21 protein-coding genes and 1 tRNA gene are annotated in these 21,422 nt (G+C 70.2%); 9 read left to right on the forward strand and 13 right to left on the reverse strand.

The window, feature by feature from the left end:
• Window positions 1–7: 7 nt before the first annotated feature.
• The 3 genes from FGM06_RS11070 (at window position 8) to FGM06_RS11080 (ending at window position 2,275) form a co-directional block, all read left to right on the forward strand.
• Window positions 8–487: an Rpp14/Pop5 family protein gene (locus tag FGM06_RS11070; protein WP_144799308.1), complete on the forward strand. Its 480-nt coding sequence runs from the start codon at window positions 8–10 to the stop codon at window positions 485–487.
• A gap of 4 nt (window positions 488–491) precedes the next feature.
• Window positions 492–1,295, forward strand: coding sequence for an archaeal proteasome endopeptidase complex subunit alpha (gene psmA, locus FGM06_RS11075; protein ID WP_144799309.1), 804 nt, complete (start codon window positions 492–494; stop codon window positions 1,293–1,295).
• Between the two features lie 83 nt (window positions 1,296–1,378).
• Entirely contained in the window at window positions 1,379–2,275 is an 897-nt protein-coding gene (locus tag FGM06_RS11080) for an SDR family oxidoreductase (protein WP_144799310.1), read from the forward strand.
• Between the two features lie 2 nt (window positions 2,276–2,277).
• Here FGM06_RS11080 and FGM06_RS11085 read toward each other — a convergent pair whose 3' ends face one another.
• Complete coding sequence (locus FGM06_RS11085) at window positions 2,278–2,808, reverse strand: hypothetical protein (protein ID WP_144799311.1); 531 nt, start codon at window positions 2,806–2,808, stop codon at window positions 2,278–2,280.
• A gap of 234 nt (window positions 2,809–3,042) precedes the next feature.
• Here FGM06_RS11085 and FGM06_RS11090 point away from each other — a divergent pair, with 234 nt between their 5' ends.
• From FGM06_RS11090 to FGM06_RS11100, 3 genes are all read left to right on the forward strand, one after another.
• Window positions 3,043–4,968, forward strand: a complete 1,926-nt coding sequence (locus FGM06_RS11090) for a beta-CASP ribonuclease aCPSF1 (protein ID WP_144799312.1) — start codon at window positions 3,043–3,045, stop codon at window positions 4,966–4,968.
• An 80-nt stretch (window positions 4,969–5,048) separates the two neighbouring features.
• Window positions 5,049–5,420: a methylglyoxal synthase gene (locus FGM06_RS11095; RefSeq protein ID WP_144799313.1), complete on the forward strand. Its 372-nt coding sequence runs from the start codon at window positions 5,049–5,051 to the stop codon at window positions 5,418–5,420.
• Window positions 5,421–5,497: 77 nt separating this feature from the next.
• Complete coding sequence (locus FGM06_RS11100) at window positions 5,498–6,061, forward strand: DUF7332 family protein (protein WP_144799314.1); 564 nt, start codon at window positions 5,498–5,500, stop codon at window positions 6,059–6,061.
• 23 nt (window positions 6,062–6,084) lie between these two features.
• On the opposite strand, the gene FGM06_RS11105 is transcribed toward FGM06_RS11100, so the two are convergent.
• The 3 genes from FGM06_RS11105 to FGM06_RS11115 form a co-directional block, all read right to left on the reverse strand.
• Window positions 6,085–6,702: a hypothetical protein gene (locus FGM06_RS11105; RefSeq protein ID WP_144799315.1), complete on the reverse strand. Its 618-nt coding sequence runs from the start codon at window positions 6,700–6,702 to the stop codon at window positions 6,085–6,087.
• A 104-nt stretch (window positions 6,703–6,806) separates the two neighbouring features.
• The gene (locus FGM06_RS11110; protein WP_144799316.1) at window positions 6,807–7,133 is read right to left on the reverse strand and encodes a transcription factor S; all 327 of its coding nucleotides are present in this window, start codon (window positions 7,131–7,133) and stop codon (window positions 6,807–6,809) included.
• Window positions 7,134–7,213: 80 nt separating this feature from the next.
• A complete protein-coding gene (locus tag FGM06_RS11115; RefSeq protein WP_144799317.1) occupies window positions 7,214–8,011 on the reverse strand; it encodes an alanyl-tRNA editing protein in 798 nt (265 codons plus the stop codon).
• A 150-nt stretch (window positions 8,012–8,161) separates the two neighbouring features.
• On the opposite strand from FGM06_RS11115, the gene FGM06_RS11120 reads away from it, so the two are divergent.
• Window positions 8,162–9,964: a DUF7289 family protein gene (locus tag FGM06_RS11120; protein WP_144799318.1), complete on the forward strand. Its 1,803-nt coding sequence runs from the start codon at window positions 8,162–8,164 to the stop codon at window positions 9,962–9,964.
• A 43-nt stretch (window positions 9,965–10,007) separates the two neighbouring features.
• Here the strand turns inward: FGM06_RS11120 and FGM06_RS11125 are convergent, their stop codons facing one another.
• Genes FGM06_RS11125 through FGM06_RS11155 form a run of 7 tightly spaced genes read right to left on the reverse strand, consistent with a single transcriptional unit; the run spans window position 10,008 to window position 19,393 of the window.
• Complete coding sequence (locus tag FGM06_RS11125; protein ID WP_144799319.1) at window positions 10,008–10,829, reverse strand: DUF7289 family protein; 822 nt, start codon at window positions 10,827–10,829, stop codon at window positions 10,008–10,010.
• The gene (locus tag FGM06_RS11130) at window positions 10,826–11,329 is read right to left on the reverse strand and encodes a DUF7266 family protein (RefSeq protein WP_144799320.1); all 504 of its coding nucleotides are present in this window, start codon (window positions 11,327–11,329) and stop codon (window positions 10,826–10,828) included. Before FGM06_RS11130 ends, FGM06_RS11125 begins: the two co-directional genes overlap by 4 nt.
• On the reverse strand, window positions 11,322–12,317 hold the full coding sequence (locus FGM06_RS11135; protein WP_144799321.1) for a DUF7261 family protein: 996 nt from the start codon (window positions 12,315–12,317) through the stop codon (window positions 11,322–11,324). Before FGM06_RS11135 ends, FGM06_RS11130 begins: the two co-directional genes overlap by 8 nt.
• The gene (locus tag FGM06_RS11140; RefSeq protein WP_241662565.1) at window positions 12,305–12,913 is read right to left on the reverse strand and encodes a DUF7288 family protein; all 609 of its coding nucleotides are present in this window, start codon (window positions 12,911–12,913) and stop codon (window positions 12,305–12,307) included. The genes FGM06_RS11135 and FGM06_RS11140 overlap by 13 nt, the downstream gene beginning before the upstream one ends.
• Window positions 12,910–13,491, reverse strand: coding sequence for a DUF7287 family protein (locus FGM06_RS11145; protein ID WP_144799322.1), 582 nt, complete (start codon window positions 13,489–13,491; stop codon window positions 12,910–12,912). Before FGM06_RS11145 ends, FGM06_RS11140 begins: the two co-directional genes overlap by 4 nt.
• Entirely contained in the window at window positions 13,481–15,520 is a 2,040-nt protein-coding gene (locus FGM06_RS11150; RefSeq protein WP_144799323.1) for a type II secretion system F family protein, read from the reverse strand. The genes FGM06_RS11145 and FGM06_RS11150 overlap by 11 nt, the downstream gene beginning before the upstream one ends.
• Before the next feature lie 27 nt (window positions 15,521–15,547).
• Window positions 15,548–19,393 (reverse strand): ATPase, T2SS/T4P/T4SS family, encoded by a 3,846-nt coding sequence (locus tag FGM06_RS11155; protein WP_144799324.1) that lies wholly within the window; start codon window positions 19,391–19,393, stop codon window positions 15,548–15,550.
• A gap of 109 nt (window positions 19,394–19,502) precedes the next feature.
• On the opposite strand from FGM06_RS11155, the gene FGM06_RS11160 reads away from it, so the two are divergent.
• On the forward strand, window positions 19,503–20,207 hold the full coding sequence (locus FGM06_RS11160) for a DUF1405 domain-containing protein (RefSeq protein ID WP_144799325.1): 705 nt from the start codon (window positions 19,503–19,505) through the stop codon (window positions 20,205–20,207).
• Window positions 20,208–20,359: 152 nt separating this feature from the next.
• On the opposite strand, the gene FGM06_RS11165 is transcribed toward FGM06_RS11160, so the two are convergent.
• Window positions 20,360–20,432 (reverse strand) — tRNA-Arg (locus tag FGM06_RS11165).
• A 53-nt stretch (window positions 20,433–20,485) separates the two neighbouring features.
• Entirely contained in the window at window positions 20,486–20,773 is a 288-nt protein-coding gene (locus tag FGM06_RS11170; RefSeq protein ID WP_144799326.1) for a Sec-independent protein translocase subunit TatA/TatB, read from the reverse strand.
• Between the two features lie 160 nt (window positions 20,774–20,933).
• On the opposite strand from FGM06_RS11170, the gene FGM06_RS11175 reads away from it, so the two are divergent.
• Window positions 20,934–21,416 (forward strand): redoxin domain-containing protein, encoded by a 483-nt coding sequence (locus FGM06_RS11175; protein WP_144799327.1) that lies wholly within the window; start codon window positions 20,934–20,936, stop codon window positions 21,414–21,416.
• Window positions 21,417–21,422: the final 6 nt, after the last annotated feature.

Raw genomic sequence — 21,422 nt, forward strand, 5'->3', positions numbered from 1 at the left:
GAGCCCGATGAAACACCTCCCCAAGCACCTCCGACCGCGCTGGCGGTACGTCGCGGTCGGCATCGAGACGTGGCCCGACGCCGACCTCGGACGCCGCTCCTTCCAGCGCGCGCTCTGGTACGCCGCCGGCAACCTGATCGGCGACGCGGGCAGCGCCGACGCCGACCTCACGCTGCTCTCGTTCGCGCACGGCGACGGGACGGGGGAAGCGGTGGTCAGGGTCCGGCACGGCCACGTCGCCGAGGCGCGCGCGGCGATCGCCTGCGTGAGCGAGGTCGACGGCGACCCCGTCGGGATCCACGTCCGTGGAATCTCGGGGACGGTGCGTGCCTGTGAGGAAAGATATATGGGTCGCGCGGGCGCTAATTCGACACAGCGAGACGTCGCGTTCGGGGACGCCGAGCGGCCCGCGGTCGTGCGCGAGGACGCGTGCGACGTGTGGGTCGAGTCGGGTTACGTCGGCGCGGCGGCGTTCGACATCGAGTGATATCATGCAGGGCCAATCCCAACAGCAGGCGTACGACCGAGGCATCACCATCTTCTCTCCCGACGGCAGGCTCTACCAGGTCGAGTACGCCCGGGAGGCGGTGAAACGCGGGACGGCGAGCGTCGGCGTCCGCGCCGAGGACGGCGTCGTCCTCGCGGCGGACAAGCGCGCCCGCTCCCCGCTGATGGAGCCGGCGAGCATCGAGAAGCTCCACAAGGCCGACGACCACGTCGGCGTCGCGAGCGCGGGCCACGTCGCCGACGCCCGCCAGCTCATCGACTTCGCGCGCCGGCAGGCGCAGGTGAACCGCCTGCGCTACGGCGAGGCGATCGGCATCGAGACGCTGACGAAGACGATCACCGACCACATCCAGCAGTACACGCAGGTCGGCGGCGCGCGCCCCTTCGGCGTCGCGCTGATCGTCGGCGGGATCGAGAACGGCGAGCCGCGCCTCTTCGAGACCGACCCCTCCGGCACCCCCTACGAGTGGCAGGCCCTCTCGATCGGTTCCGACCGGAGCGACCTCCGGGACTACCTCGAGGAGGAGTACGAGGAGGGGCTCTCCACCGACGAGGCGGTCGGGCTCGCGCTCGACACCCTCGCGCAGTCGAACGACGGCGAGCTGGCGCCCGACGGCGTCGGCGTCGCCACGATCACCGTCGAGGACGACGACGGCTACACCGAGCGGTCGAACGAGGAGATCGAGGCGATCCTCGACGAGCGCGACCTGCTCGCGGGCGAGGAGGACGAGGACGGCGCCGAGGACGCGGGCGACGCCGAGGACGCGGGCGACGCCGACGAGGAGTAAGGCGCCCGCCGCTCGGCCGTTTTTTTTGGAGCGATCGCCGCGACCGCGGCGACCCGTCCGCCTCGCGCCCGGTCGGGAGAGTTATGCCGACGGGGGCCGACCGACGACGCGTGCAGAAGACGGTACTCATCACCGGCTGTTCCTCGGGTATCGGCCGCGCCGCGGCACACGCGTTCAACGACGAGGGCTGGACCGTGTACGCGACCGCGCGGAACCCCGCGGACGTCGAGACGCTGGGCGAGGCGGGCTGTGAACTGGCCACGCTCGACGTCACCGACCAGTCCGACGTCGACCGCGTCGTCGACCGGATCTTAGACGAGGAGGGGAAGATAGACGCCGTGGTCAACAACGCGGGATACGGCCAGTTCGGGCCGATCGAGGACGTGTCGACCGCGAAGGTACACGAGCAGTTCGACGTGAACGTGTACGGGCCGCACCGACTCGTCAAGGCGGTGTTGCCGGCGATGCGCCGCGAGCGCGACGGGACGATCGTCAACGTCTCGTCGGTCGCCGGGCGCGTCTCGTTCCCCGGCGGCGGCGTCTACTCCGGGTCGAAGTTCGCCCTGGAGGCGATGTCGGACGCGCTCCGCAACGAGGTCGCCGAGCACGGGATCGACGTCGTCGTCGTCGAACCGGGGCCGGTGAAGACGAACTTCTCGAGGCGCGCGCAGTCCGAGGCGGGCGTCGATCCGGACGGAGAGGGCGGCGACGACGCCGACGGAGACGACGGCGTCGACCGCTCCGGCGCCTACGACGAGTTCTACGCGATGTTCGAGGACGCGCAGCTGATCGGCGGCGACGGCCCCGGCGCGGTCGAGCCCGAGCTCGTCGCCGACGCCGTCTACGACGCCGCCAGCGCGACGCGGCCCCCGGCGCGGGTCCAGCCCGGCACGGCCGCCCGCGTCGGCGTGCTCGCGCGCTTCCTCCCCGACGCGGTGTTCGACCGGGGATACGAGCTCGTCCGGAAGTTCACGTCGTAGCGTCAGTCGCCGTTTTCCGCTTCTCCGGGCCCTGATCCGACCGCGAACGGGCTCTCGCCCTCCCGCCACTCCCAGCCCGGGAGCCGCGTCTGGAAACCCGCCGCGAGCGCGGCGTCGAGGTCGTCGGCGCCGGCGGTCCCGGCGTCGTCGCCCGGCGCGGTCTCGTCCTCGCTCACGTGGACGTCCACGAAGTGGAACGTCGCCTCCGCGAGCAGCGACAGCGGGCGGCCGCCGGCGATCGTCGCCGCGAGCTCGCGGCCGAGGACCTCGTCGACGACGAAGCCGGGGTAGTCGCCCGCGACGTCGAGGTCGCGTAGGAGCGCGACGCAGCCGGCGACGTTGACCGCGACCTCGCCGTCGGCGAAGACGGCGTCGACCTCGCGGCGGTACGCCTCGCGGCTCACGGGGGCGACGTCCGTCTCGAACAGCGACCCCAGCCGCTCGCGGGTCTCGTTGATGAGGGGGACGACGACGGGCGCGCGGTCGCGCACCCACGCGTGCTCGTCGCGGACCGTCTCGGGGGTGACGCGCATGGGGATTCGAACGCCGACGCCGGACAAGGGGTTTGCCCTTTGCGAAGGGTTTTATAATAACGGGGGTATACGTCCACCTAAGCGGGTTTTCGCTGGCTGTTCCCGCACGGAACCACCTACGGACAGTACTACCACTATGCCTCCCCCGTCACGGTCGGCCGTTCGGCGACGAGCCGCGGACCGGCGCGCGGACGCGTTCGACGGCGGCGGCGACCCAACTACCCGCGGTAAGATATGAGTCAAGTCGACAAGCAGCTCGATACCCTGAAATCAGAGATCGAACAGGAGATTCCGAACGACATCACGGTCACCGACGTCAAGTACGAGGGCCCGGAACTGGTCGTGTACACCCGCGACCCGAAGCGGTTCGCCGGCGACGGCGACCTGATCCGCCGGCTCGCCTCCAAGCTCCGGAAACGAATCACGGTCCGCCCCGACCCCAGCGCCCTCTCTCCGCCGGCGCGCGCCGAGGAGGAGGTGCGAGAGGTGATCCCGGACGACGCCGGTGTGACCGACCTCGACTTCCACGAGGACACCGGCGAGGTCGTCATCGAGGCGGAGAAGCCGGGGATGGTGATCGGCCGCCGCGGCTCCACGCTGCGGGAGATCACCCAGGAGGTCGGCTGGACCCCCGAGGTCGTTCGGACGCCGCCGATCGAGTCCTCCACCGTCTCGAACGTGCGCGGCTTCCTGAAGAACGAGCGCGAGGAGCGCCGCGACATCCTCGAGCGCGTCGGCCGCCAGATCCACCGCGAGGAGATGTCCGACGACGAGTGGGTCCGGATCACGACGCTCGGCTGCTGCCGCGAGGTCGGCCGCGCGGCCTTCATCCTCTCGACGCCCGAGACCCGGATCCTCATCGACTGCGGCGACAAGCCCGGCGCGGAGGGCGAGGTGCCGTACCTCCAGGTCCCCGAGGCGCTCGGCGCGGGCGCGGCGACGCTCGACGCGGTCATCCTGACGCACGCCCACCTCGACCACTCGGCGCTGTTACCGCTCCTGTTCAAGTACGGATACGACGGGCCGATATACACGACCGAACCGACCCGCGACCTGATGGGGCTGCTCACGCTGGACTACCTCGACGTCGCCGCGAAGGACGGCCGGACGCCGCCGTACGAGTCGGCGCAGGTCCGCGAGGCGATCAAACACACCATCCCGCTGGAGTACGGCGACGTGACCGACGTGGCGCCCGACGTGAAGCTCACCTTCCACAACGCGGGCCACATCCTCGGGAGCGCGGTCACGCACTTCCACATCGGCGACGGGCTCTACAACGTCGCCTTCTCCGGGGACATCCACTACGAAGACACCCGCCTGTTCAACGGCGCGGTCAACGACTTCCCGCGGGTCGAGACGCTCGTCCTTGAGTCCACCTACGGCGGCCGCGACGACTACCAGACCGACCAGGCCGACTCCGAGGAGGCGCTCAAGGAGGTCATCAACGAGACGTACGAGCAGGGCGGGAAGGTCGTTATCCCCGCGTTCGCCGTGGGGCGCTCCCAAGAGATCATGCTCGTCTTGGAGGAGGCGATGCGCGAGGGCGATATCCCGGAGATGCCCGTCCACCTCGACGGGATGATCTGGGAGGCGACCGCGATCCACACCACCTATCCCGAGTACCTCCGCGACGAACTCCGCGACCGGATCTTCCACGAGGACGAGAACCCGTTCCTCGCCGAGCAGTTCAACCACATCGACGCCGGCGAGGACGAGCGACAGGAGGTCGCCGACGGCGACGAGTGTATCATCATCTCCACCTCCGGGATGATCGAGGGCGGGCCGATCATGTCGTGGCTCCGCCACATCGGCCCCGATCCGGACTCGAACCTCGTCTTCGTCGGCTACCAGGCGCAGGGGACGCTCGGCCGCCGGATCCAGAACGGCTGGGACGAGATCCCGGTCGACGGCTGGGGCGGCGGAAGCCGAGGCGACACGCTCACCCTGGAGATGGGGACGGAGGTCGTCGACGGCTTCTCCGGTCACGCCGACCGGCAGGGGTTGGAGAACTTCGTGAAGACGATGAACCCGCGGCCCGAGAAGGTGCTGTGCGTCCACGGCGACGAGCGCTCCGTGCAGGACCTCTCGTCGGCGCTGTACCACGACTACAACATGCGGACGTTCGCGCCGAAGAACCTGGAGACGTTCCGGTTCAAGTAGACCGACCACGGCTCTCCCGCTCGCTTTCGCCGCGTTGCGCCGACGCGAGTCTTTAACCGGCGACGCGGCAACGTCGGGCCATGCGACTCGCGCTCATCGCCCACGACGAGCTGAAAGACGAGATGGTGGAGTTCGTCACGAAACACGCCGCGGCCCTCGGCGAGTGCGAGCTCGTGACGACGGGGACCACCGGAAAACGCATCACCGAGGAGACCGGCCTCGCCGTAAACCGGCAGGCGTCGGGCCCGTACGGCGGCGACCTCCAGATCGGTGGGATGATCGCCGACGACGCGATCGACGGCGTCGTCTTCCTCCGCGACCCGCTCACCGCGCAGGCGCACGAGCCGGACATCTCCGCGCTGCTGCGCGTCTGCGACGTGAAGGACGTCCCGCTGGCGACCAACGTCGCCTCCGGCGAACTGCTCGTCGACGGGCTCCTCGATTCGCCGTGACCCCGCTCCGCTTCCGAGTATCAGATCGGATAGCGGAGGCCGCGGCGTTTTAGGCCTCGCCGTCGTACCCCGCACCGATGACCAATCGCTCGGCGGCCCGCCACCAGATGGCCCGGCTCGCGGCGCTGGCGGTCGCGCTGCTCCTCGTCTCGGCGCTGGCCGCGAGCGGCGCGGCCGTCGGCCTCGGGGCGGCACAGACCGGCGGCGACGCGCCCGGGAACGACACGCGCGAGGGCGATATTCCCGAGAGCAACGATTTCGAGAGCGACGCTCCCGGCGCCGTCTCCGCGCCGCCGACGCGGTGTTTCGCGGGCGACGGCTACCCGATCTCGATCGGCGAGACGGGCGCGACGATCGACGCGGTCGTCCACCTCTCCGTGCTGACCGACCCCGCCGCCGGCAACGAGTTCGGCCTGGAGGCGGCCGGGACGCTCGACGGCGACCCCATCGTGACGCTCGCCGCGGGGGTCCGGCTCACCGCGCGCGAGGCGATCTCGAACGGGATAGACCCGTTCGCGGCGTTCGACGTGCTGTACGCGTACGAGCTCGACCTCCCGATGTTCGGCGGCGCGATCGGCGACTCGGAGTACCGCGGCGAGGGCTCCCCGATCGAGTCGAGCGCGGGCACCGCGACCTGCTGAGTCGGCGCGCGCCTCGCGGTCCGCTACTCGTCGTCTTCGCCGTCTCCGCCGTCCCCTCCGCCCGCCGGCGACCGGACCCCGCGCACGATCCCCAGCAGCTCCCGCCGCGCGTCTTCGGGACTCCGGCCGTCCGGGTACGCGTCCGATCCGAGCGGGTAGGCGCCGCCGGCGAGGAGGTACTCGTCGGTCGCCCACACCGCGAACAGCGCCTCGACCGGGACGGTGTCGCGGGCGCCGCTTTCCTCGCCGTCGGCGTCGACGACGCCCTCGTCAGTACCGACCCGACAGTCGCCGCGGAAGGTCCAGAGCGTCGCGCGCGAGGCGGCCGGGTCGTCGACAGCGATCTCGCGCTCGCCGCGGCGCTCGACGGCCTCGACGTCGCGCTCGGCGAGCCGGTCGCGGAACCCCTCCCGAGCCCGCCGCTCGACGAGCCGCGTGAGCGCGGCGTTCGGTGTCGTCTCCGGGCGGATCCGGAGACGACTCGCGAAGCAGAAGGGGCGCGGCGGGGGGTCGTCCGTCCGCTCGTATCGCACCGTGCTCGCGGTCACCGAGATGGGGCCGGCCGCGAACGGTCGGTCCGTCGTCTCGGCGACGCGTCGCCAGCCGTCGAGGCGGTCCGTGGGGACGACCGGCGGGTCCATGGTCGGCGTTCGCCGCGAGGGTAATTAAAGGCGGGCGGAGCCGGGGGTGACTCGGGCGGAGGCGGCTCGGCCGGCGAGCGGAGAGCGGGCCGCCGCGGATCGGGTCAGTGGTCGTCTTCGCGCCACTTGTGCTCGCACTCGGTGCAGACGAAGAAGCGGGTCTCGGACTCGTCGGCCGAGCGGATCTGCTGCATGTACCAGTACGCGCGGTCGTTGCCGCACTCCGGGCAGTGGGCGGTCGTCTGCGGGAGCCCCTTGTCCTCCGCGTCGCTCACGTCGATGATCTCCGACTCGACCTGCGACTCGGTGGTCCACTCGTCGTCGCCGTCCTCGCGGCCGATCTCGTGGCCGCAGTCCTCGGAGCTACACACCCAGTGGTCCTCGCCCTCGCCCGACTTCATCATCGAGCCGCACTCGTCGCAGAACTTCATGGCGGAACCAGCCGCGGATCGTATATAAACGACGGGATCGCGGACGAGCGGCGTCGATCGCGTCGACGGCGGTTCGCGCGCTATTCGCCGTCGAGGTGGTCGGCGAGCGCGAACCGCACGCGCTCCTCATCGCTCCCCTTCGTCTCCCGACCGGTGACGACGATCTCGCCGATCTCGGCGGTGTCGCCGACGTGGGTCCCGGCGCAGGCGGTGCGGTCGTACGGGTCCGCGCCGGTCTCCGCCCCGGCGTCGTCGGCGCCCGCCGCACCGATCTCGACGATCCGGAGCTCCCGGATCGAGTCGGGAAGGAGGTCGATGCGGGTGCGCTCCGGGTCCAGCGTCGCCTCCGCCTCCGCGCGGTCCATCGCGTAGCTCGTGACGGGGCGTTCGTCGGCGACGAGCTCGTTGAGCCGCGCCTCGATCCGGTCGAGATCCGTGTCGTCGAAACGGTCGTACGCCGCGTCGAGGTGCGCGTGGTCGTCGTACAGCTGGTTCCCGGTGGTCCGCGCGTCGAACTCGTTTAACAGAAGCGCCGACAGCAGGTGTTGGGCGGTGTGGTACCGCGAGTGAGCCGACCGACGCGCCGCGTCGATCTCGCCGACGACCGCGGTACCGGGCTCGGGCGGGGACCGTGAGCTCCCTCCGTCCGTCGCCGCGAGAGTGTGGTAGATCGTGTCCTTCTTCTGCACGTCGACCACCCGCCACCGGGCACCGTTCTCCCCGTCCGCGACGCGGAGCGTCCCCGTGTCGTGCGGCTGGCCGCCACCGGTCGGGTAGAAGTGCGTCCGGTCGAGGACGACGCGGTCGTCGAGCGCGCGCTCGACGGTCGCCTCGAACGTCGTCACGGTGTCGTCGGCGAGGTACAGCTCCTCGGTCATATCCGAAGGGAGCGCTTCCGCCGGCTTAGGTGGTGCGCTCGGGGCGAGACGCGCGTGGGGAGCGCGGCCGTCGAGGAGCGGCCGACCGCCGCTCTCAGATCCGATACTCGGACGTCGACGTTTATCCGTGCTCCCGGCGTACGCGGGTACATGAACCGTCCCGACCGGGCGCAGAGCGAGGTGATCGGCGTCGTGCTCCTCCTCGGACTCACGATCACCGCGGTCGGGATCACGGTCGCGCTCGGGTCGACGGCGCTCGCCGACGTGCAGTCGTCGGCCGACGTCCAGCGGATCGAGGGGGCGATGACGCAGGTCGACTCGAAGGCCAGCCTCGTGGCGCACGGCGGGTCGACGAGCCAGCGCGTCCGGCTCGACCCGGGGCGGAGCGCCGACGTGCGCGTCGACGGCGACGCGGGGGTGATGCGGATCGAGGTCGAGGCGGAGAACGAGGCCGGCGACCTGGAGACGGTGACGGAGAACGTCACGCTCGGCGCCATGGTCTACGAGCGGGGCGACGACCGGGTCGCGTACCAGGGCGGCGGCGTCTGGCGGTCGAACGCCGGCGGCTCGTGGATGGTCTCCCCGCCGGAGTTCCACTACCGCGGCGACACCCTCACGCTCCCGCTCGTGACCATCGACGGGGCCGACGGGCGACTCGGCGACGCGGCGGTCGTGACGGGCACGTCGAAACACCCGGAGGGGCTGTTCCCCTCCGAGAACGTCTCGAACCCGCTGCTCGGCGGGAACGTGACGATCACGGTCGAGAGCGAGTACGCGGAGGCGTGGGGGCGGTTCTTCGAGACGCGGACGCGGGCGAACGTCACCCAGGTGTCGCCGACGGAGGTCCGCGTCGCGCTCCGCACGGAGACGGTCCACCCCACGCTGAGCGCGAGCGTCTCGTCTGTGGGCCGGTCCCGTCTCGACACGGGCGGGATCGACAGCCTGTACGCCGACAGCTACGACTCTGCCGGCAACACCCCCTACCCCGGACGCGACAACGCGAACGACGACGCGACAGTCCAGACCACCGGAGAGTTCCGGCTCACGGCCGGCGGCGGGGGGAACACCGAGTCGATCGAAATCCGCGGCGACCTCGTAGCGGAGTCGTACAACATCCCGCCCGGACAGGAGGACAAGCTGAACGTCACCGGCGAACGACGGACCGACGACTCCCTGAGCGAAGCGGATCCCATCTCGGGCGCTATAAGCGAACGAATGAACCGAGTCCGGGACCAGAACCTCGAATCCGGCAAGACGATCGACAACGGACTCGCCCACGACAACGGAAGCGTCTGGACGATCGGCGAGGACACCTACGTCGACGGCGATGTCTCGGTCTCGAACGGCAGCACGCTCCGGATCATGAACGACGCGACCGTTCACGTCGACGGTGCGCTCACCGTGAGCGAGGACGGAAGCGAGGTCGAACTCGGAGACGCGGGCGACGTCGACGTCCTCGTCGAGGGCGACTTCTCGATGCTGGACCAGTCGACGCTTCGAGCCCAGGGCGGCGACCGCAAGAGGCTGTTCGTCGACGGCGCGGTGGAAGTACGGAACGACGCGTCGGTCACGACGGCCACCGGAACCCGCTTCGAGCTGTACAACACCGGCAACGTCGACGTGACGGACCAGGCGCGGATCGCCGCCGACAGCGACGTGACGAAGAACCTGTGGCTGTACTCGAGCGGAGACGACGTCTACTTCGCCGGCGACCAGACCGACGGCATCGACTTCGCGGGCGTCATGTACGCCCCCACGAGCGACGTGGAACTCAGAAACCAGATGACGTTTAAAGGGTCGTTCACCTCCGGCAGCTTCGAGTTCGACGACGCCGACCTCAGCCTCCACTACGACGAGTCGCTCAGGGAAGCCAAACCGTTCGAGGGCGACTCCGTCCCCGTGGTGAGCCACCTGCACGTCTCTCGACACCGAGTGACGATCGAGGACGACTAGCCCGGCCGAGCCGCTCGGAACGAGGCCGCTCGCGGGGCGACCATCAGCGCCGGAGCTCGACGAGACGGACGGTCTCGCGCACGTACACCTCGTCGTCGTGCGCGAGCTCCGCGACGGCGACGCCGTCGGCGCCCGCGGGGGTCGCGTCCGAGAACCCGTCCGCGCGGTCGAAGTAGCGGGCCCACGCGTCCGAGTGGTTCGTCTCGACCCAGAGGTACAACGTCTCGCCGCTCGCGGCGTCGAAGCGCGCCGTCTCCGAGTCCGCGTTCGGGTCCTCGACCGCGGTGATCTGGACGGTGCCGTCGCCGGCGACGCGCTCCGCCCCGTCACCGCGGGCCAACGCCACGATCGGAATCGTCGTCCGGCCGTCGGCGGCGACGAAGCGCGGTTCCGAGAGCATCACCGAGCCGTCGCCGTCGCCGCGGACCAGCGCCCCGGCGTCGTAGGCGATCGTCGTGTCGCCCTCCTCGTACGCGATCGTCCGGGACGTCCACTCGTCGAGCGTGTGGTTCGCGACGTCGTCGGAGTCGTTGGTGGTCGCGAGGACGACTCGCGTGCTTTCGCCGACCGACAGCGTGCCGCCGGCCAGCCGGATCTCGGTCGCCCGGTTGGGGTCGCCGTACCGCTGGACGTCCCGGAGGTTGTCGTCGAGCACGTCGAACGCGCGCTCGACGTTGGCGACGCGCTCGGCCTCCCGGCGGTCCTCCACGCCCGTGATGCCGACCGCGAACACCGTGCCGATCGTGATCGTGATCAGCGAGAACACGAGGATGTAGCCGACGACGTCGCTCACGCCGCGCTCGTCGTCCGCGAGCGAGGGAACGCCGCCGACCGAGATCGTCCGGTTCCGCCCCCGCCGGCTCATCGCTCCGTCACCTCCAGCCGCCCGGTCGAGCCGTTATACCGGATCCGGATCGGACCGCCACGGACGCGAGACGATTCGACGGACAGGTTCGCGGCGTGCGGGATCTCGGCGACCGCTTCCGGGTCGTCGGTCCGCAGCGTCACGGCCTCGCCGTCGACCGCGATCCGATAGGGGCGGCCCGCGATCCGGGTGGGCAGATCGACGTCGACGGCGACGTTCGCGTCGGGGGCGCCGGCCGGGCGGTCGACTTCCGCCGCGCGGGCGAGCCGGTCGGCGCTCTCGAGGTTCGCGACCGCGGTCTGTCCGACCACGGCGAGGTCGCCCCTGACGACGCGGTCCGTCTGCGAATCGACGACGCCCCCGATGCCGATGACGACACCCGAGAGCAGCACCGCGCCGATCGCGAGCGTCAGCACGTACCCGACGGTGACGCTCACGGCGCGTTCGTCGCCGCGGAAGCAACGGTCGCCGCCGCCGTCCACCGTCCCGTGCTCACGCATCGGGCTCACCCGGGGCGACCCGGACCGTGGTCTCGAACCGGAGCTCCGCGGTGCGGTAGCTGAGGTCGATCCGCGCGTCGTACACCGCGGGGGTCGCGGTGTGGTCCGAGGCGACGGCGTCTCCCGTATCGGGGCGCGCGGTGGCGGTCACCGTGCCGTTCGCCGCGTCGGTCCGTTCCATGGTCACGTCGTAGGGGGTTCCCAGCGCCCCGGCGCTCGACGGCCAGAGCCCCGGACAGGGCTCGTCGCCGAGCCGCTCGCCGGTCAGATCGACCGCGACGCGGTCGGCGGCCGGCGCCGAGCAGACGACCGTCGGGGCGCTCCCGTTCTCGCCGACGGCGACGGTGACGTCGCCGGTCTCGTTGTACACGTACACCTCCCGCGTCTCGTTGACGCCGTCGTCGAACTCGAGGAAGAAGGCGTTCGTGTCCGCCCCGCTCGCGTCGGTCGACGAGAGGTTGGCGGAGTCGACCGCCACGACGAACCCTCGGATCTGAGCGACGTCGAGCGCGAGCGTCGCGTTCGAGTCGCCGGTCCTGTTCGCGGTGAGGTTCCCCGTCACGTAGCTCCCGCCGCGGATCGACGAGGGGTCGGCCGCGACGCGGGTCACCCCGCCGCGATCGGCGTACGCCCGGGCGAGGTGCGCATCGAGGTCGGCGGTCCCGTTCTCGACGGCGGTTGCCGCCGCATCGTGGTCCGAGAGTCGGTTCCGGTTCGTCCCGTCGATCAGCTTTCCGGTCTCCTCGACCGCGGCGGCGCGGACCTCCAGCGCCTCCCCGTCCGCGGCCTCGACCCCGCGGGTCGCGACGTTCTCGCTGTAGATGCTCGCGTTCAGCAGCACCACGAGCGCCACCAGCGAGACGGCGACGACGAGCCCGGAGACCAACAGGAGCTGTCCGCGGTCCGCGTCGCGGAAGCGTCGGCCGCCGCGAACACCGTCGTCGCGGGAGCCGTCACCGCCGGACGGCCCGGGAATCACAGCTGCCATACGACGATGCGCACCTCCAGCCTGTCGTACACCGCGCCGCCGCCGGCGTCGGTCGCGTAGAACTCGCCGCTGGCGCTCCCGTCGGAGAGCATCCGCAGCGTCGTGTTCTGGTATCCCGGGGCGGTCAGGTTCGCGTCGTCGGTCAAAACGACCGTGCGCGTCGCCGTCACGGCGTTGTCGCTCGGCGCGCCCATGTTCACCAGCGTCGTCTCCTCCTCGTTGCCCGCCCCGTGTCGGATCCGGACGTTGAACGCGATCCGTCGCTCACCGAAGCTCGCGTTCAGCGCCTCGCCGAACGCGTTCGGCGGGCCGCCGCTCGTGAAGTAGCTCGGGCTCCGTTCGTCCGTGAACGATTCCCTGTCCGGGTCCCAGCGGAGCAGCGCCGCTTCGAGGTCGCCGTTGGCCGCGCTCGTCTCCAGCAGGTCGTTCGCGACCGCCCGCTGCTGGTTCTCCAGATGCTGGTTCGACGTGCTGGCCGACAGCGGCGTCACCGCGGTCGCCTGCAGCGCGAAGGTGAGCCCGGCGACGATCAGTATCGCCGCCGCGAACGCCTCCAGCGTGTGCGCCTGCGCGCGGTCGTCGGTCGCCACGGTCACCACACCCACACCGTGAGCCGGTACTGGTCGCCGTCGATCGAGACGAGCCGCTGCGAGACGCTGACGCCGCCGCGGTCGACGCGGACCGGGTCTCTCGTGCTGCGGCGCATGTCGACCGTGTGCGTGCCGTGCTCCGTGTCGACGGTGACGGTCGATGCGTTGCCGATCGGGTCCGGCTCGCTCATCGCGTGGACGACGACGAGCACGTCGTCGTCGAGCCCGAACTCCGCGGCCGTGTCGTTCGCGACCCCGGCCGGACAGCCGGCCGCGGCGGCGAGGGTGGCGTTGCCCGCGTCGCCCTCGAAGTAGGCGGCCGTACACGCCGGCGACAGCACCGCGGGCTCCGTCGGCGACGCGGCGAGCAGGTCGCCGGCGAGCCCCGCGGCGACGCGGTCGCTCACGACCGGCGAGGCGGTCGCCGCGCCGGCGAAGGGATCGAACACGGTCGGGACGAACGCGATCACGAACCCGAGCGTCAGCAGGAAGACGCTCGCGCCGATAGCGAAGTCGATCGGGGTCTGCGCGCGGTCTCTCGCGAGCGGTCGGCGAGAGGTGGCCGCGCGCCGGTCACCCGACATAGATCCACACCCCCAGCGCGAGCGTCATCAGGACTACCGCGAACTTGACGCCTGAGATGATGTCGGCGCTGCGGATGTAGCCGCTGATGAACCCCGAGAGCACCGCCTGCAGGGTCACCGCGTGGAAGAACAGCATCGAGAGGACGGCGGGATCCACGCCGCCACCGCCCCCGAACCCGGCGCCGCCGCTCGCGCCGCCCGCGGACTCCCCCTGCGACGAGAGGTCGCCCATCACGTCGATGAACTGGGTCTGGAGGATCGCCATCACGCCGAGCAGCGTGACGTACGTCATCACGATGATCGCCACCTGCATCCGGGTCCGGGAGATCCGTTCGCGCTCGATGTCGTCCTGGTTCTCCGAGGCCTGCGCCGCCGTCGTCAACACGTCCGTGATCTGCGAGGAGGCCTCCTGTGACTCCGAGATGAGCTTCACCGTCCGGGCGAGCCGCGGGACCGCGTACTTGTTGTTGAACTCGACCATGGCGTCGCGGAGGCTCATCCCGTAGTTCACCTTCGCGTGGATCACCTCGAACTCCTCGGCGAGCTGGCCGGTGGAGGTCTCCGAGACCGTCTGGACCGATTCGAGCAGGGTCTGCCCGGTGTCGTTCGCCGAGGAGAGCTTCCGGAGGCTCTCGGAGAGCTTCCCCGTGATCGCCCGCTTCGAGCGCTGGCTCCACTCGTGGAAGGCCGCGAGGGGCCCCATCACGAGGTACGCCGGGACGTAGATCCAGACGAACGCCGACCAGACGGGGCGAGCGACCCACCCGTCGAAGGTCGTCGGCGCGTTGCCGGTGAGCGCCGCGATGGCGACGATCGCGACCGCGGCCGGCACGGTCAGCGCCAGCGTGTACAGCGGATTGTCGCGCAGGAAGACGTGCGGGGCCGAGACGATCTGTTTCGTCTTGTACGTCCCCTCCCGGTCGCGGATCCGGTCGAAGACGCCGAAGCGACCGACGAACCCCTCGATCAGTCCGAAGTGGAGGAGCCCCTCCTGGCTCGTCTGTCGGAGGCGCTCGCTGCCGCCGTCGGGGCGGAGGTAGCCGTCGCCCGGCTCGTCCTGCTTGACGGTGGAGACGAGCACGAGGAAGCCGATCCCGGTCAGCGGGATCAGCACGTACACCGTCGCGTACAGCAGCCGGTCGTCGGCCTCGCCCATCATCCCCATGATGACGAGGATGATGATGAGGAGGAGGGGGAATAAGGAGAGCGTCATGTACATCTCGCCGAACAGCTCCAGCGTCTCCAGCGTCATCTCGCGCTCCTGTTTCGACGTGCGGAGGTGTTTCTCCTTTTTGTCCTTCAGGAAGCTCTCCATGTCGCCGCCGGAGTTGACGATAGAGAGCATGTCGGCGAGGAACTGCGAGAGCTCGTCGGAGGGGGTCTCCATCGACTGCTGGCGGATCGCGTTCCGGTAGTCGGTGCCGAAGTACTCCGTCTCGTTGACGATGCTCTGGAACTCGCGGGAGACCTCGCCGTACGTGTCCTCCGCCGTCGCCATCGCGCGGAGGATCTCGAGCTGGTTGAGCCCGCCGACGGAGAGCGCGTACATGAACGAGACGGAGTCCGCGAGAAGGAGGTTGATCTCGCGCTTCCGCGCGGACGCCCGCGAGTAGGGGATCGCGACGACGGTGCCGAACCCGAGCGCGAACCCGATCGAGCCGAAGACGAGGCCGCTTATCAGCACCGCGGTCGGCACGACGAGCGACCGCAACAGCGCCTGTATCTCCGGCGTCGGCGCCGGCACGCCGAGCGACAGCGTGCTCGGGTCGATCAGCCCGAGCGAGAAGACGCCGTAGCCGATCAGCGTGCCGAGCGCCCAGAGGAGCCCGCCGACGAGCAGTCCCGCGCCGAGCGCCCGCGAGACGTACATCTCCACCTGGTCCGGCATCCGGGCCTCCGCGAGCTTGCGCTCGACGTCGCCGACGAAGTCGCCGTCGGCGTCGAACAGCAGCTCGAAGACGGGGTAGAACAGTTCCGCGAGGACGTCGGCGTCGGCGGAGCCGTCGCCGACCCCCGTGTCGAGACTCACGCGAGCCACCTCGTCGGGGACACGACGCTACCGCTCCTCCGGGGATTCGACCGTGCCGAACCCCCAGTCGCCGATGTCGTCGTCGCCCTCCGCGTCGTCGTCGCGCTCGACGGTCGGCCCGTCGTCGCGCTCGACGGTCGGCCCGTCGTCGCTCTCCGCCCCCTCGTCGCTCTCCGCCCCCTCGTCGCTCTCCGCTTCGTCCTCGCCTTCCGCCGCCGCGTCGTCGCCCTCGGTGTCGCCGTCCGGATCGCCTTCGTCACCGTCGGCGGCGGCCGGATCCAGCACGTCGATCCCCTCCTCGAACGGCTCGTCGAAGTCGATCGCGCCGCTTCCGGCGGCCGGATCGGCGTCGGTCACGTCTCGGAGGCCGTCCCCCGGAGACGAGCCGTTAGTCGCCTCAGTCCCGGTCGCGCTCGCCGGTTCGCCCGACGCCCGGGACCGATCGCTCGGCCCGACGCCGGGGCTCCCGTCGACCGGGCTCGCGTCGGCGACCCCGTCGAAGTCGTCAGTCGACGATCCGTCGGTCGACGATCCGTCAGCCGTCGTCGTCTCGGTCGCCACCGGCTCGGTCGTCACCGCCTCTGCCGCCGTTCCGTCGAGCGGCGCGCTCTCGCCATCCGCGACGCGGTCGGGGCGTTCGGGACCGGCCGCGTCCGGGTGGAGCGCCGCCGCATCGCGGGCCGTCTCCGCGAGCGCCTCGCGGTCGTCGTCCGGCGTCGCTTCCACGTCGGCGGCGGGCGTCACGTCGAGCAGCGCGTCGGCGACGGAGTCGGGCATCCGGCCGCGGTACTCGGCGAACAGGTCCTCGGCGTCGGCGAGGATCCGCTCGACCTCCGCGCGGCCCGCCTCGTCCGGCTCCGGTCGGGGCACCATCTCCTCCTTGTCGCGGTCGACGTTGATGAGGACGGACTCCATCTCTCGGAGGTCCTCCAGCGAGCGCTCGAGCCCCTCGTTGGCCATCAGCGCGAGCACCGTCTCCGGGTCGTTGATGAACGCCTGGAACGTCGCGGCCACCTGCGCGTAGCTGTTGAGCCCTCGGTCGATGAGGTACGCCAACACGACCCGGCGCTTCCGGAGCTCCTCGTTCAGCGTCTCGCGGCCCCAGCCGCGGTCGAACATGATGTCCTCGAGGGTGTTCGAGTCGCCCATCTGGAGGAACTCGTCCGTCTCCGCCTGCCACTGGAACACGTCCTGGACGTTGATCTCGTCGTTCTCGGCGTCGTAGTGGTTGATCTCGGTCAGCGACTTGTTCCGGCGCACCTTCTTCCCCTGCACCCGAGTCGACGTCTGGACGGAGACCAGATCGAGGGCCGTGAACATCGTCTTCGAGACGTTGATCGGCTCAGTGGTGAACCGCTTGAGCACCTCCCCGACCGTGTCGGCGTGGAAGGTGGTGTAGGTGGTGTGGCCGGTCGACATCACCTGGAAGGCGGTCCGGCCCTCCTCGCCGCGGATCTCGCCCATCACGATGTAGTCGGGGCGCTGGCGGAGCGCGGCCTCCAGTAAGTCGAACTCGTCGATGTCGCCCTTGTCGTCGTCGGAGAAGGAGGGGCGCGTGACGGAGGCGATCCAGTTGCGCTGGGGGAGCTCGACCTCGCGGGTGTCCTCGATGGAGACGATCTTCGCGTTCGAGGGGATGAAGAGGGAGACCGCGTTCAGGCTCGTCGTCTTCCCGGAGGCGGTACCGCCAGCGAAGATCAGGCTCTTGTGGTTCTCGATCGAGAGCCAGAGGAACGCCATCTCGTCGAGCGAGAACGTCTTCCAGTTGATCAGGTCGATCGGCGTGAACGGGATCTCGTTGAACTGCCGGATAGTGTAGTTCGTCCCGTGGTCCGACACCTCTCGGCCGAGCGTCAGCTGGGCGCGGGAGCCGTCCGGGAGAGTGGCGTCCACCTGCGGGCGCCGCTTCGAGATCCCCTTTCCGGAGCGCTGCGCGAGCTTCACGACGAAGTCGTCGAGCTCGTCGGTCTCGTGGTAGACGTTGGTGATGATCTGCTCGTAGTCGGAGTGGTAGACGAAGACCGGGGAGTTGTACCCGTCACAGGAGATGTCCTCCACGTTGATGTCGTACTTGATCGGGTCGATCCGCTCGTAGCCGATGAAGTCTCGCTTGAGGTAGTACAGGAGCTTCTCCACCTGGTGGTCCGACAGCGTCTCCGGGTCCTCGGCCAGCACCGCCGGCTCGGGGCGAGCGAGGATCTTCGCCGGCGCCGACTCCGCGTCCGGCTCCGCGGGGGGTTCGTAGCCGAGCGACTCCGTGATCCGAGCGGCGATCCCCTCCGTGACGTCGAACCCGAACCGGTCGACCGCGTCGTCGACGAGGTCGTCGATCACCCCCCGGTCGCCGGCCTCGCGCTCGTAGAGGTCGTACCGGTCGAGCAGGGTGAGCGCCTCGTCGACGATCACCTCCTTGCGGAACTCCTCGTCGCCCCCCGCGATCGCCTCGTCGGCGTACTTGATCGAGGTGCGGAGCTTCCCCGTCAGGAACTCGACGAGGTCCGTCTCGATCTCGGTCCGGTACGGCTGGACGGCGTAGTACTTCACCTCGTTCTCCTTCGTCGAGCGGAACACGATCACGAACGCGTACGGCTCGTTCACCCAGTAGCGCTCGATCTCGCGGAAGTGGGTCTTCTTCGGCATCGGCACCGCCTTCTCCAGGTCGTACCGGTTCGCGAGCGTGGTGTCGCCCGCGGCCGTCGAGAAGAACGCGTCCTCGTCGACCTCGGGGTTCACGTTCACCGTGCGCTCGTCGACCAGGTCGGCGAGTTCGGCGGCGGCGCTCCCGCCCGCGCCCAGCAGATCCTCGGTCCGATCGGGGTCGAACCCGAGCGCCTCGGTCTTGTCCTCGTGGGTGAACTCCAGCGGCTCGTCGTCCTCGTCCATCGGCGGGTTCCCCTCCTCGTCGAGGAAGTACTCGTCGCGGTAATCGTCCCACGTGTAGTACCCCTTCAGGACCGGCACCGAGTAGAGGTCGTACCGGGCCGAACACAGGTCCCAGAGGACGTCGCCGACGGCCGCGGCCGCCCGGACCCGGTACGCCGTCTCCGAGGGGTCGAAGCCGAGGAACTCGCTCGGGTCGACGTCGACGCGGGCCCACTCCTCCGCGGTCGGCGCGCGCCGCGGGACCGTCTCGACGTCGGCGGCCGCGACGGCGACCGTCCCGGACACGCCGCCGCCCCCGACCGCGAGCCGGTCCTCATCGTCCGTTTCGTCGTCCGTCCGGTCCGTTTCGTCGTCCGTCCCGTCCGTTTCGTCGTCCGTCCCGTCCGTTTCGTCGTCCGTCCCGTCCGGGTCGGTCGCAGACGCCTCGTCGTCGGGATGGGGTTCGTCGTCGGCTTCGGGGTCGTCCGCAGACTCCCCGGCCACTTCCGCATCAGGCGCTTCAGCGGAGTCGTCAGCGTCGCCCCTTTCGGTCGATTCCTCCGGCTCGTCCCTCTCGGTCGTCGCGTCCGGATCCGCCTCCGGCTCCGACGCGAACGCGCCGGGGTCCACCGCCGCCGTCGACGTCCCGTCGGGGACCACGGCGTCGCCGCTGAGAACGACGTGGTCGGCGCCCACGACGAGCGTCCCCGCGTCCGGCGTCCCGTGACCGGAGACCGGGGTGTCGCCGTCGGCCACGAACGGCTCGTCGACGCCGGGCGCGCGGAGCACGCCGTCGGCGCCGTCCTCGGCGTGCGCGGCGACGGCGCTCGCCGGGACGACCGGTTCCACGCCGACGTCGGCGTACAGCTCCGCCGCGGCGTCGGCGCGGCCGCGATCGTTCAGGAACGCCCGCCACGAGTACCGTCCCCTCGCGACGGGCGGGTCGGACGCCGTCCCGTCGGTCGCCTCCTCTGGCGACTGCGGCGAGCGCTCGGCGTCCTCGGTTGCCATAACTGCGTAAACAGCTCGACCGTTAAAAAAGGTGTCTCGCAAAACCCCGCGACTGATAATCGCCCGGCGAGGGGACGGTTTTTAGGTCGGTGGCCGCCGAAGCGACGGCGTGGCACCCTCAGACGACGTTCCGCTCCGCCGCGCGCTCGGTCGCCTCCGGCGGCCGGCGGTCCGCCGCCGCGTCCGCGCGGCGATCGCCGAGGAGCTGCTCGGCACTCCCCGGAGCCTGGGCGTCGTGCTCGCGTTCGTCGCGTTCATGCTCGCGGTCGGCGCCGGCTACTACGCCCCGACCGCCGGCGACGTGCCGGTCCCGCTGTGGCCGCTGTACGCGGACTCGGCGGTCGCGGTCGCGCTCGGCGGGGCGGTCCTGCTGACGCTCGTGCCGACGGTTCGGGCGGGCGGGAGCGTCGTCGCCGACGCCCCCGCGTCGCGACCGCTGGCGTACCTTCAGACGCTCGCGTTCGTCTGGCTGGTCACGTTCGGCCTCTGGCCGCTGGTCTCGCTGAACCTCGCCTTCTCGCAGTACGTCGCAGCCCCCGACGCGTGGATCTACTACTGGGGCGTGCTCGGCACGCACCTCTGTTTCGTCGGGCTCGCGCTGCTGTTCCCGGCGTTCGGTCGAACGACCCGCGGCGCGCTCGCACTCGCGCTCGCGCTGGCCGTCGGGAACGTCGCCCTCGATTACGGGATGGGGTATCACCCGCCCCTCCTGTACGAGCCCGGACCGCTGCTCGCGGGCGCGACGCTCGCGATTGCCGGGTTCGCGGTGTGGCTCGCGTGGCGATCGTTCCCGCGGCTGGGCGAGACTGATTAACAGGAGGGCGCGACGGGATCCTCGCGAGGATCCCGCTTGTGCCGCTACTGCTCACTTCGTTCGCAGATAGCGGGCACGGCGGGATCCACGCGAGCGAACGGAGTGAGCGAGCGTGGAGCCAGTCGCGGCCGTGAATGAGCGAAGCGAAAGAACGGGCGCGACGGGATTCGAACCCGCGATCGAGAGGTTAGGAACCTCTCGCCCTGTCCGCTAGGCCACGCGCCCAACGCGGTGGAGAAAACGTCGCAGCGGGGATCGGTCGGCGTCGCCGAGCCGGTCTACGCGCTCGTCTCTTTCTCGGTCTCGAGGTCCTCGAGCTCCTCGTCCTCGTCGGCGTCGACCGTCGAGTCCGCGTCGACCGCCGACTCCTCGTCGCCCTCTTGCATCTGTTTCAGTTCGTCCTCTACCTCCTCGCGTCCCTTCTTGAACTCGCCCATCGCCTGGCCGGTCGACCGAGCGAGCTTCGGAATCTTGTTCGCCCCGAACAGGAGGACCAGCACGAGCAGGATGATGAGGAGCTCCGGGCCCGCCGGGATGCCGCCGATCAGTGGAATCGCACTTACCATCTCTGTCCCGGAGTAACCCTCTTGCGACTATAGTCTTTTTGCCTCGGTGAGCCGACGGCGAGTCGTCGTTGGACGGCCAACGCGCCGAGAATTCCGCCTTCCCGGAGAGTCGGTCGACGAACGTCGAAACCGTGATACGCCCGGGGCGTAATCGGGAGGTATGACGACAGTCGGCGACGACGCCCCCGACTTCACCGCCTCGCTCGTTGACGGCGACATCGAACCGTTCCGGCTGGACGACCGCCTCGGCGACGAGCCCGTGGTGCTCGCCTTCTTCCCGGCCGCCTTCTCGAACACCTGCACCGACGAGATGGAGGCGCTCCGCGACGAGTTCGACCGCGGCGACTGCACCCTGTTCGGCGTGAGCACCGATCTCCCGCACGCGCTCGCGGCCTACCGGACGCAGTACGAGCTCCCGTTCGGGCTCGTGGGCGACCCCGACCACCGCGCGATCGAGGCGTACGACGTCATCGAGGACTTCGAACACTACGGCGTCGAGACGGTCGCGCAGCGGGCCGTCTTCGTGATCGACGGCGACGGCGTCGTGACGTACCGCTGGCTCGCGGAGCACTCGGGACAGGAACCGGACTACGACGCGCTCGACGAGGCGGTCGACGAGGCGGCCGACGAGGCGGCGGCGTAGGTCGCC

The sequence above is a fragment of the Halorubrum depositum genome, from assembly GCF_007671725.1.
Lineage (GTDB): Archaea > Halobacteriota > Halobacteria > Halobacteriales > Haloferacaceae > Halorubrum > Halorubrum depositum.

Bases quoted from the DNA above. Each gene is read 5' to 3' on its own strand.
- FGM06_RS11125 (WP_144799319.1), bottom strand. From the start codon at position 10,829: ATGAGCCGGCGGGGGCGGAACCGGACGATCTCGGTCGGCGGCGTTCCC.
- FGM06_RS11115 (WP_144799317.1), bottom strand. From the start codon at position 8,011: ATGACCGAGGAGCTGTACCTCGCCGACGACACCGTGACGACGTTCGAG.
- FGM06_RS11080 (WP_144799310.1), top strand. From the start codon at position 1,379: ATGCCGACGGGGGCCGACCGACGACGCGTGCAGAAGACGGTACTCATC.
- FGM06_RS11170 (WP_144799326.1), bottom strand. From the start codon at position 20,773: ATGGTAAGTGCGATTCCACTGATCGGCGGCATCCCGGCGGGCCCGGAG.
- psmA (WP_144799309.1), top strand. From the start codon at position 492: ATGCAGGGCCAATCCCAACAGCAGGCGTACGACCGAGGCATCACCATC.
- FGM06_RS11095 (WP_144799313.1), top strand. From the start codon at position 5,049: ATGCGACTCGCGCTCATCGCCCACGACGAGCTGAAAGACGAGATGGTG.
- FGM06_RS11135 (WP_144799321.1), bottom strand. From the start codon at position 12,317: ATGGCAGCTGTGATTCCCGGGCCGTCCGGCGGTGACGGCTCCCGCGAC.
- FGM06_RS11070 (WP_144799308.1), top strand. From the start codon at position 8: ATGAAACACCTCCCCAAGCACCTCCGACCGCGCTGGCGGTACGTCGCG.
- FGM06_RS11120 (WP_144799318.1), top strand. From the start codon at position 8,162: ATGAACCGTCCCGACCGGGCGCAGAGCGAGGTGATCGGCGTCGTGCTC.
- FGM06_RS11110 (WP_144799316.1), bottom strand. From the start codon at position 7,133: ATGAAGTTCTGCGACGAGTGCGGCTCGATGATGAAGTCGGGCGAGGGC.
- FGM06_RS11090 (WP_144799312.1), top strand. From the start codon at position 3,043: ATGAGTCAAGTCGACAAGCAGCTCGATACCCTGAAATCAGAGATCGAA.
- FGM06_RS11085 (WP_144799311.1), bottom strand. From the start codon at position 2,808: ATGCGCGTCACCCCCGAGACGGTCCGCGACGAGCACGCGTGGGTGCGC.
- FGM06_RS11175 (WP_144799327.1), top strand. From the start codon at position 20,934: ATGACGACAGTCGGCGACGACGCCCCCGACTTCACCGCCTCGCTCGTT.
- FGM06_RS11105 (WP_144799315.1), bottom strand. From the start codon at position 6,702: ATGGACCCGCCGGTCGTCCCCACGGACCGCCTCGACGGCTGGCGACGC.
- FGM06_RS11130 (WP_144799320.1), bottom strand. From the start codon at position 11,329: ATGCGTGAGCACGGGACGGTGGACGGCGGCGGCGACCGTTGCTTCCGC.
- FGM06_RS11155 (WP_144799324.1), bottom strand. From the start codon at position 19,393: ATGGCAACCGAGGACGCCGAGCGCTCGCCGCAGTCGCCAGAGGAGGCG.
- FGM06_RS11100 (WP_144799314.1), top strand. From the start codon at position 5,498: ATGACCAATCGCTCGGCGGCCCGCCACCAGATGGCCCGGCTCGCGGCG.
- FGM06_RS11145 (WP_144799322.1), bottom strand. From the start codon at position 13,491: ATGTCGGGTGACCGGCGCGCGGCCACCTCTCGCCGACCGCTCGCGAGA.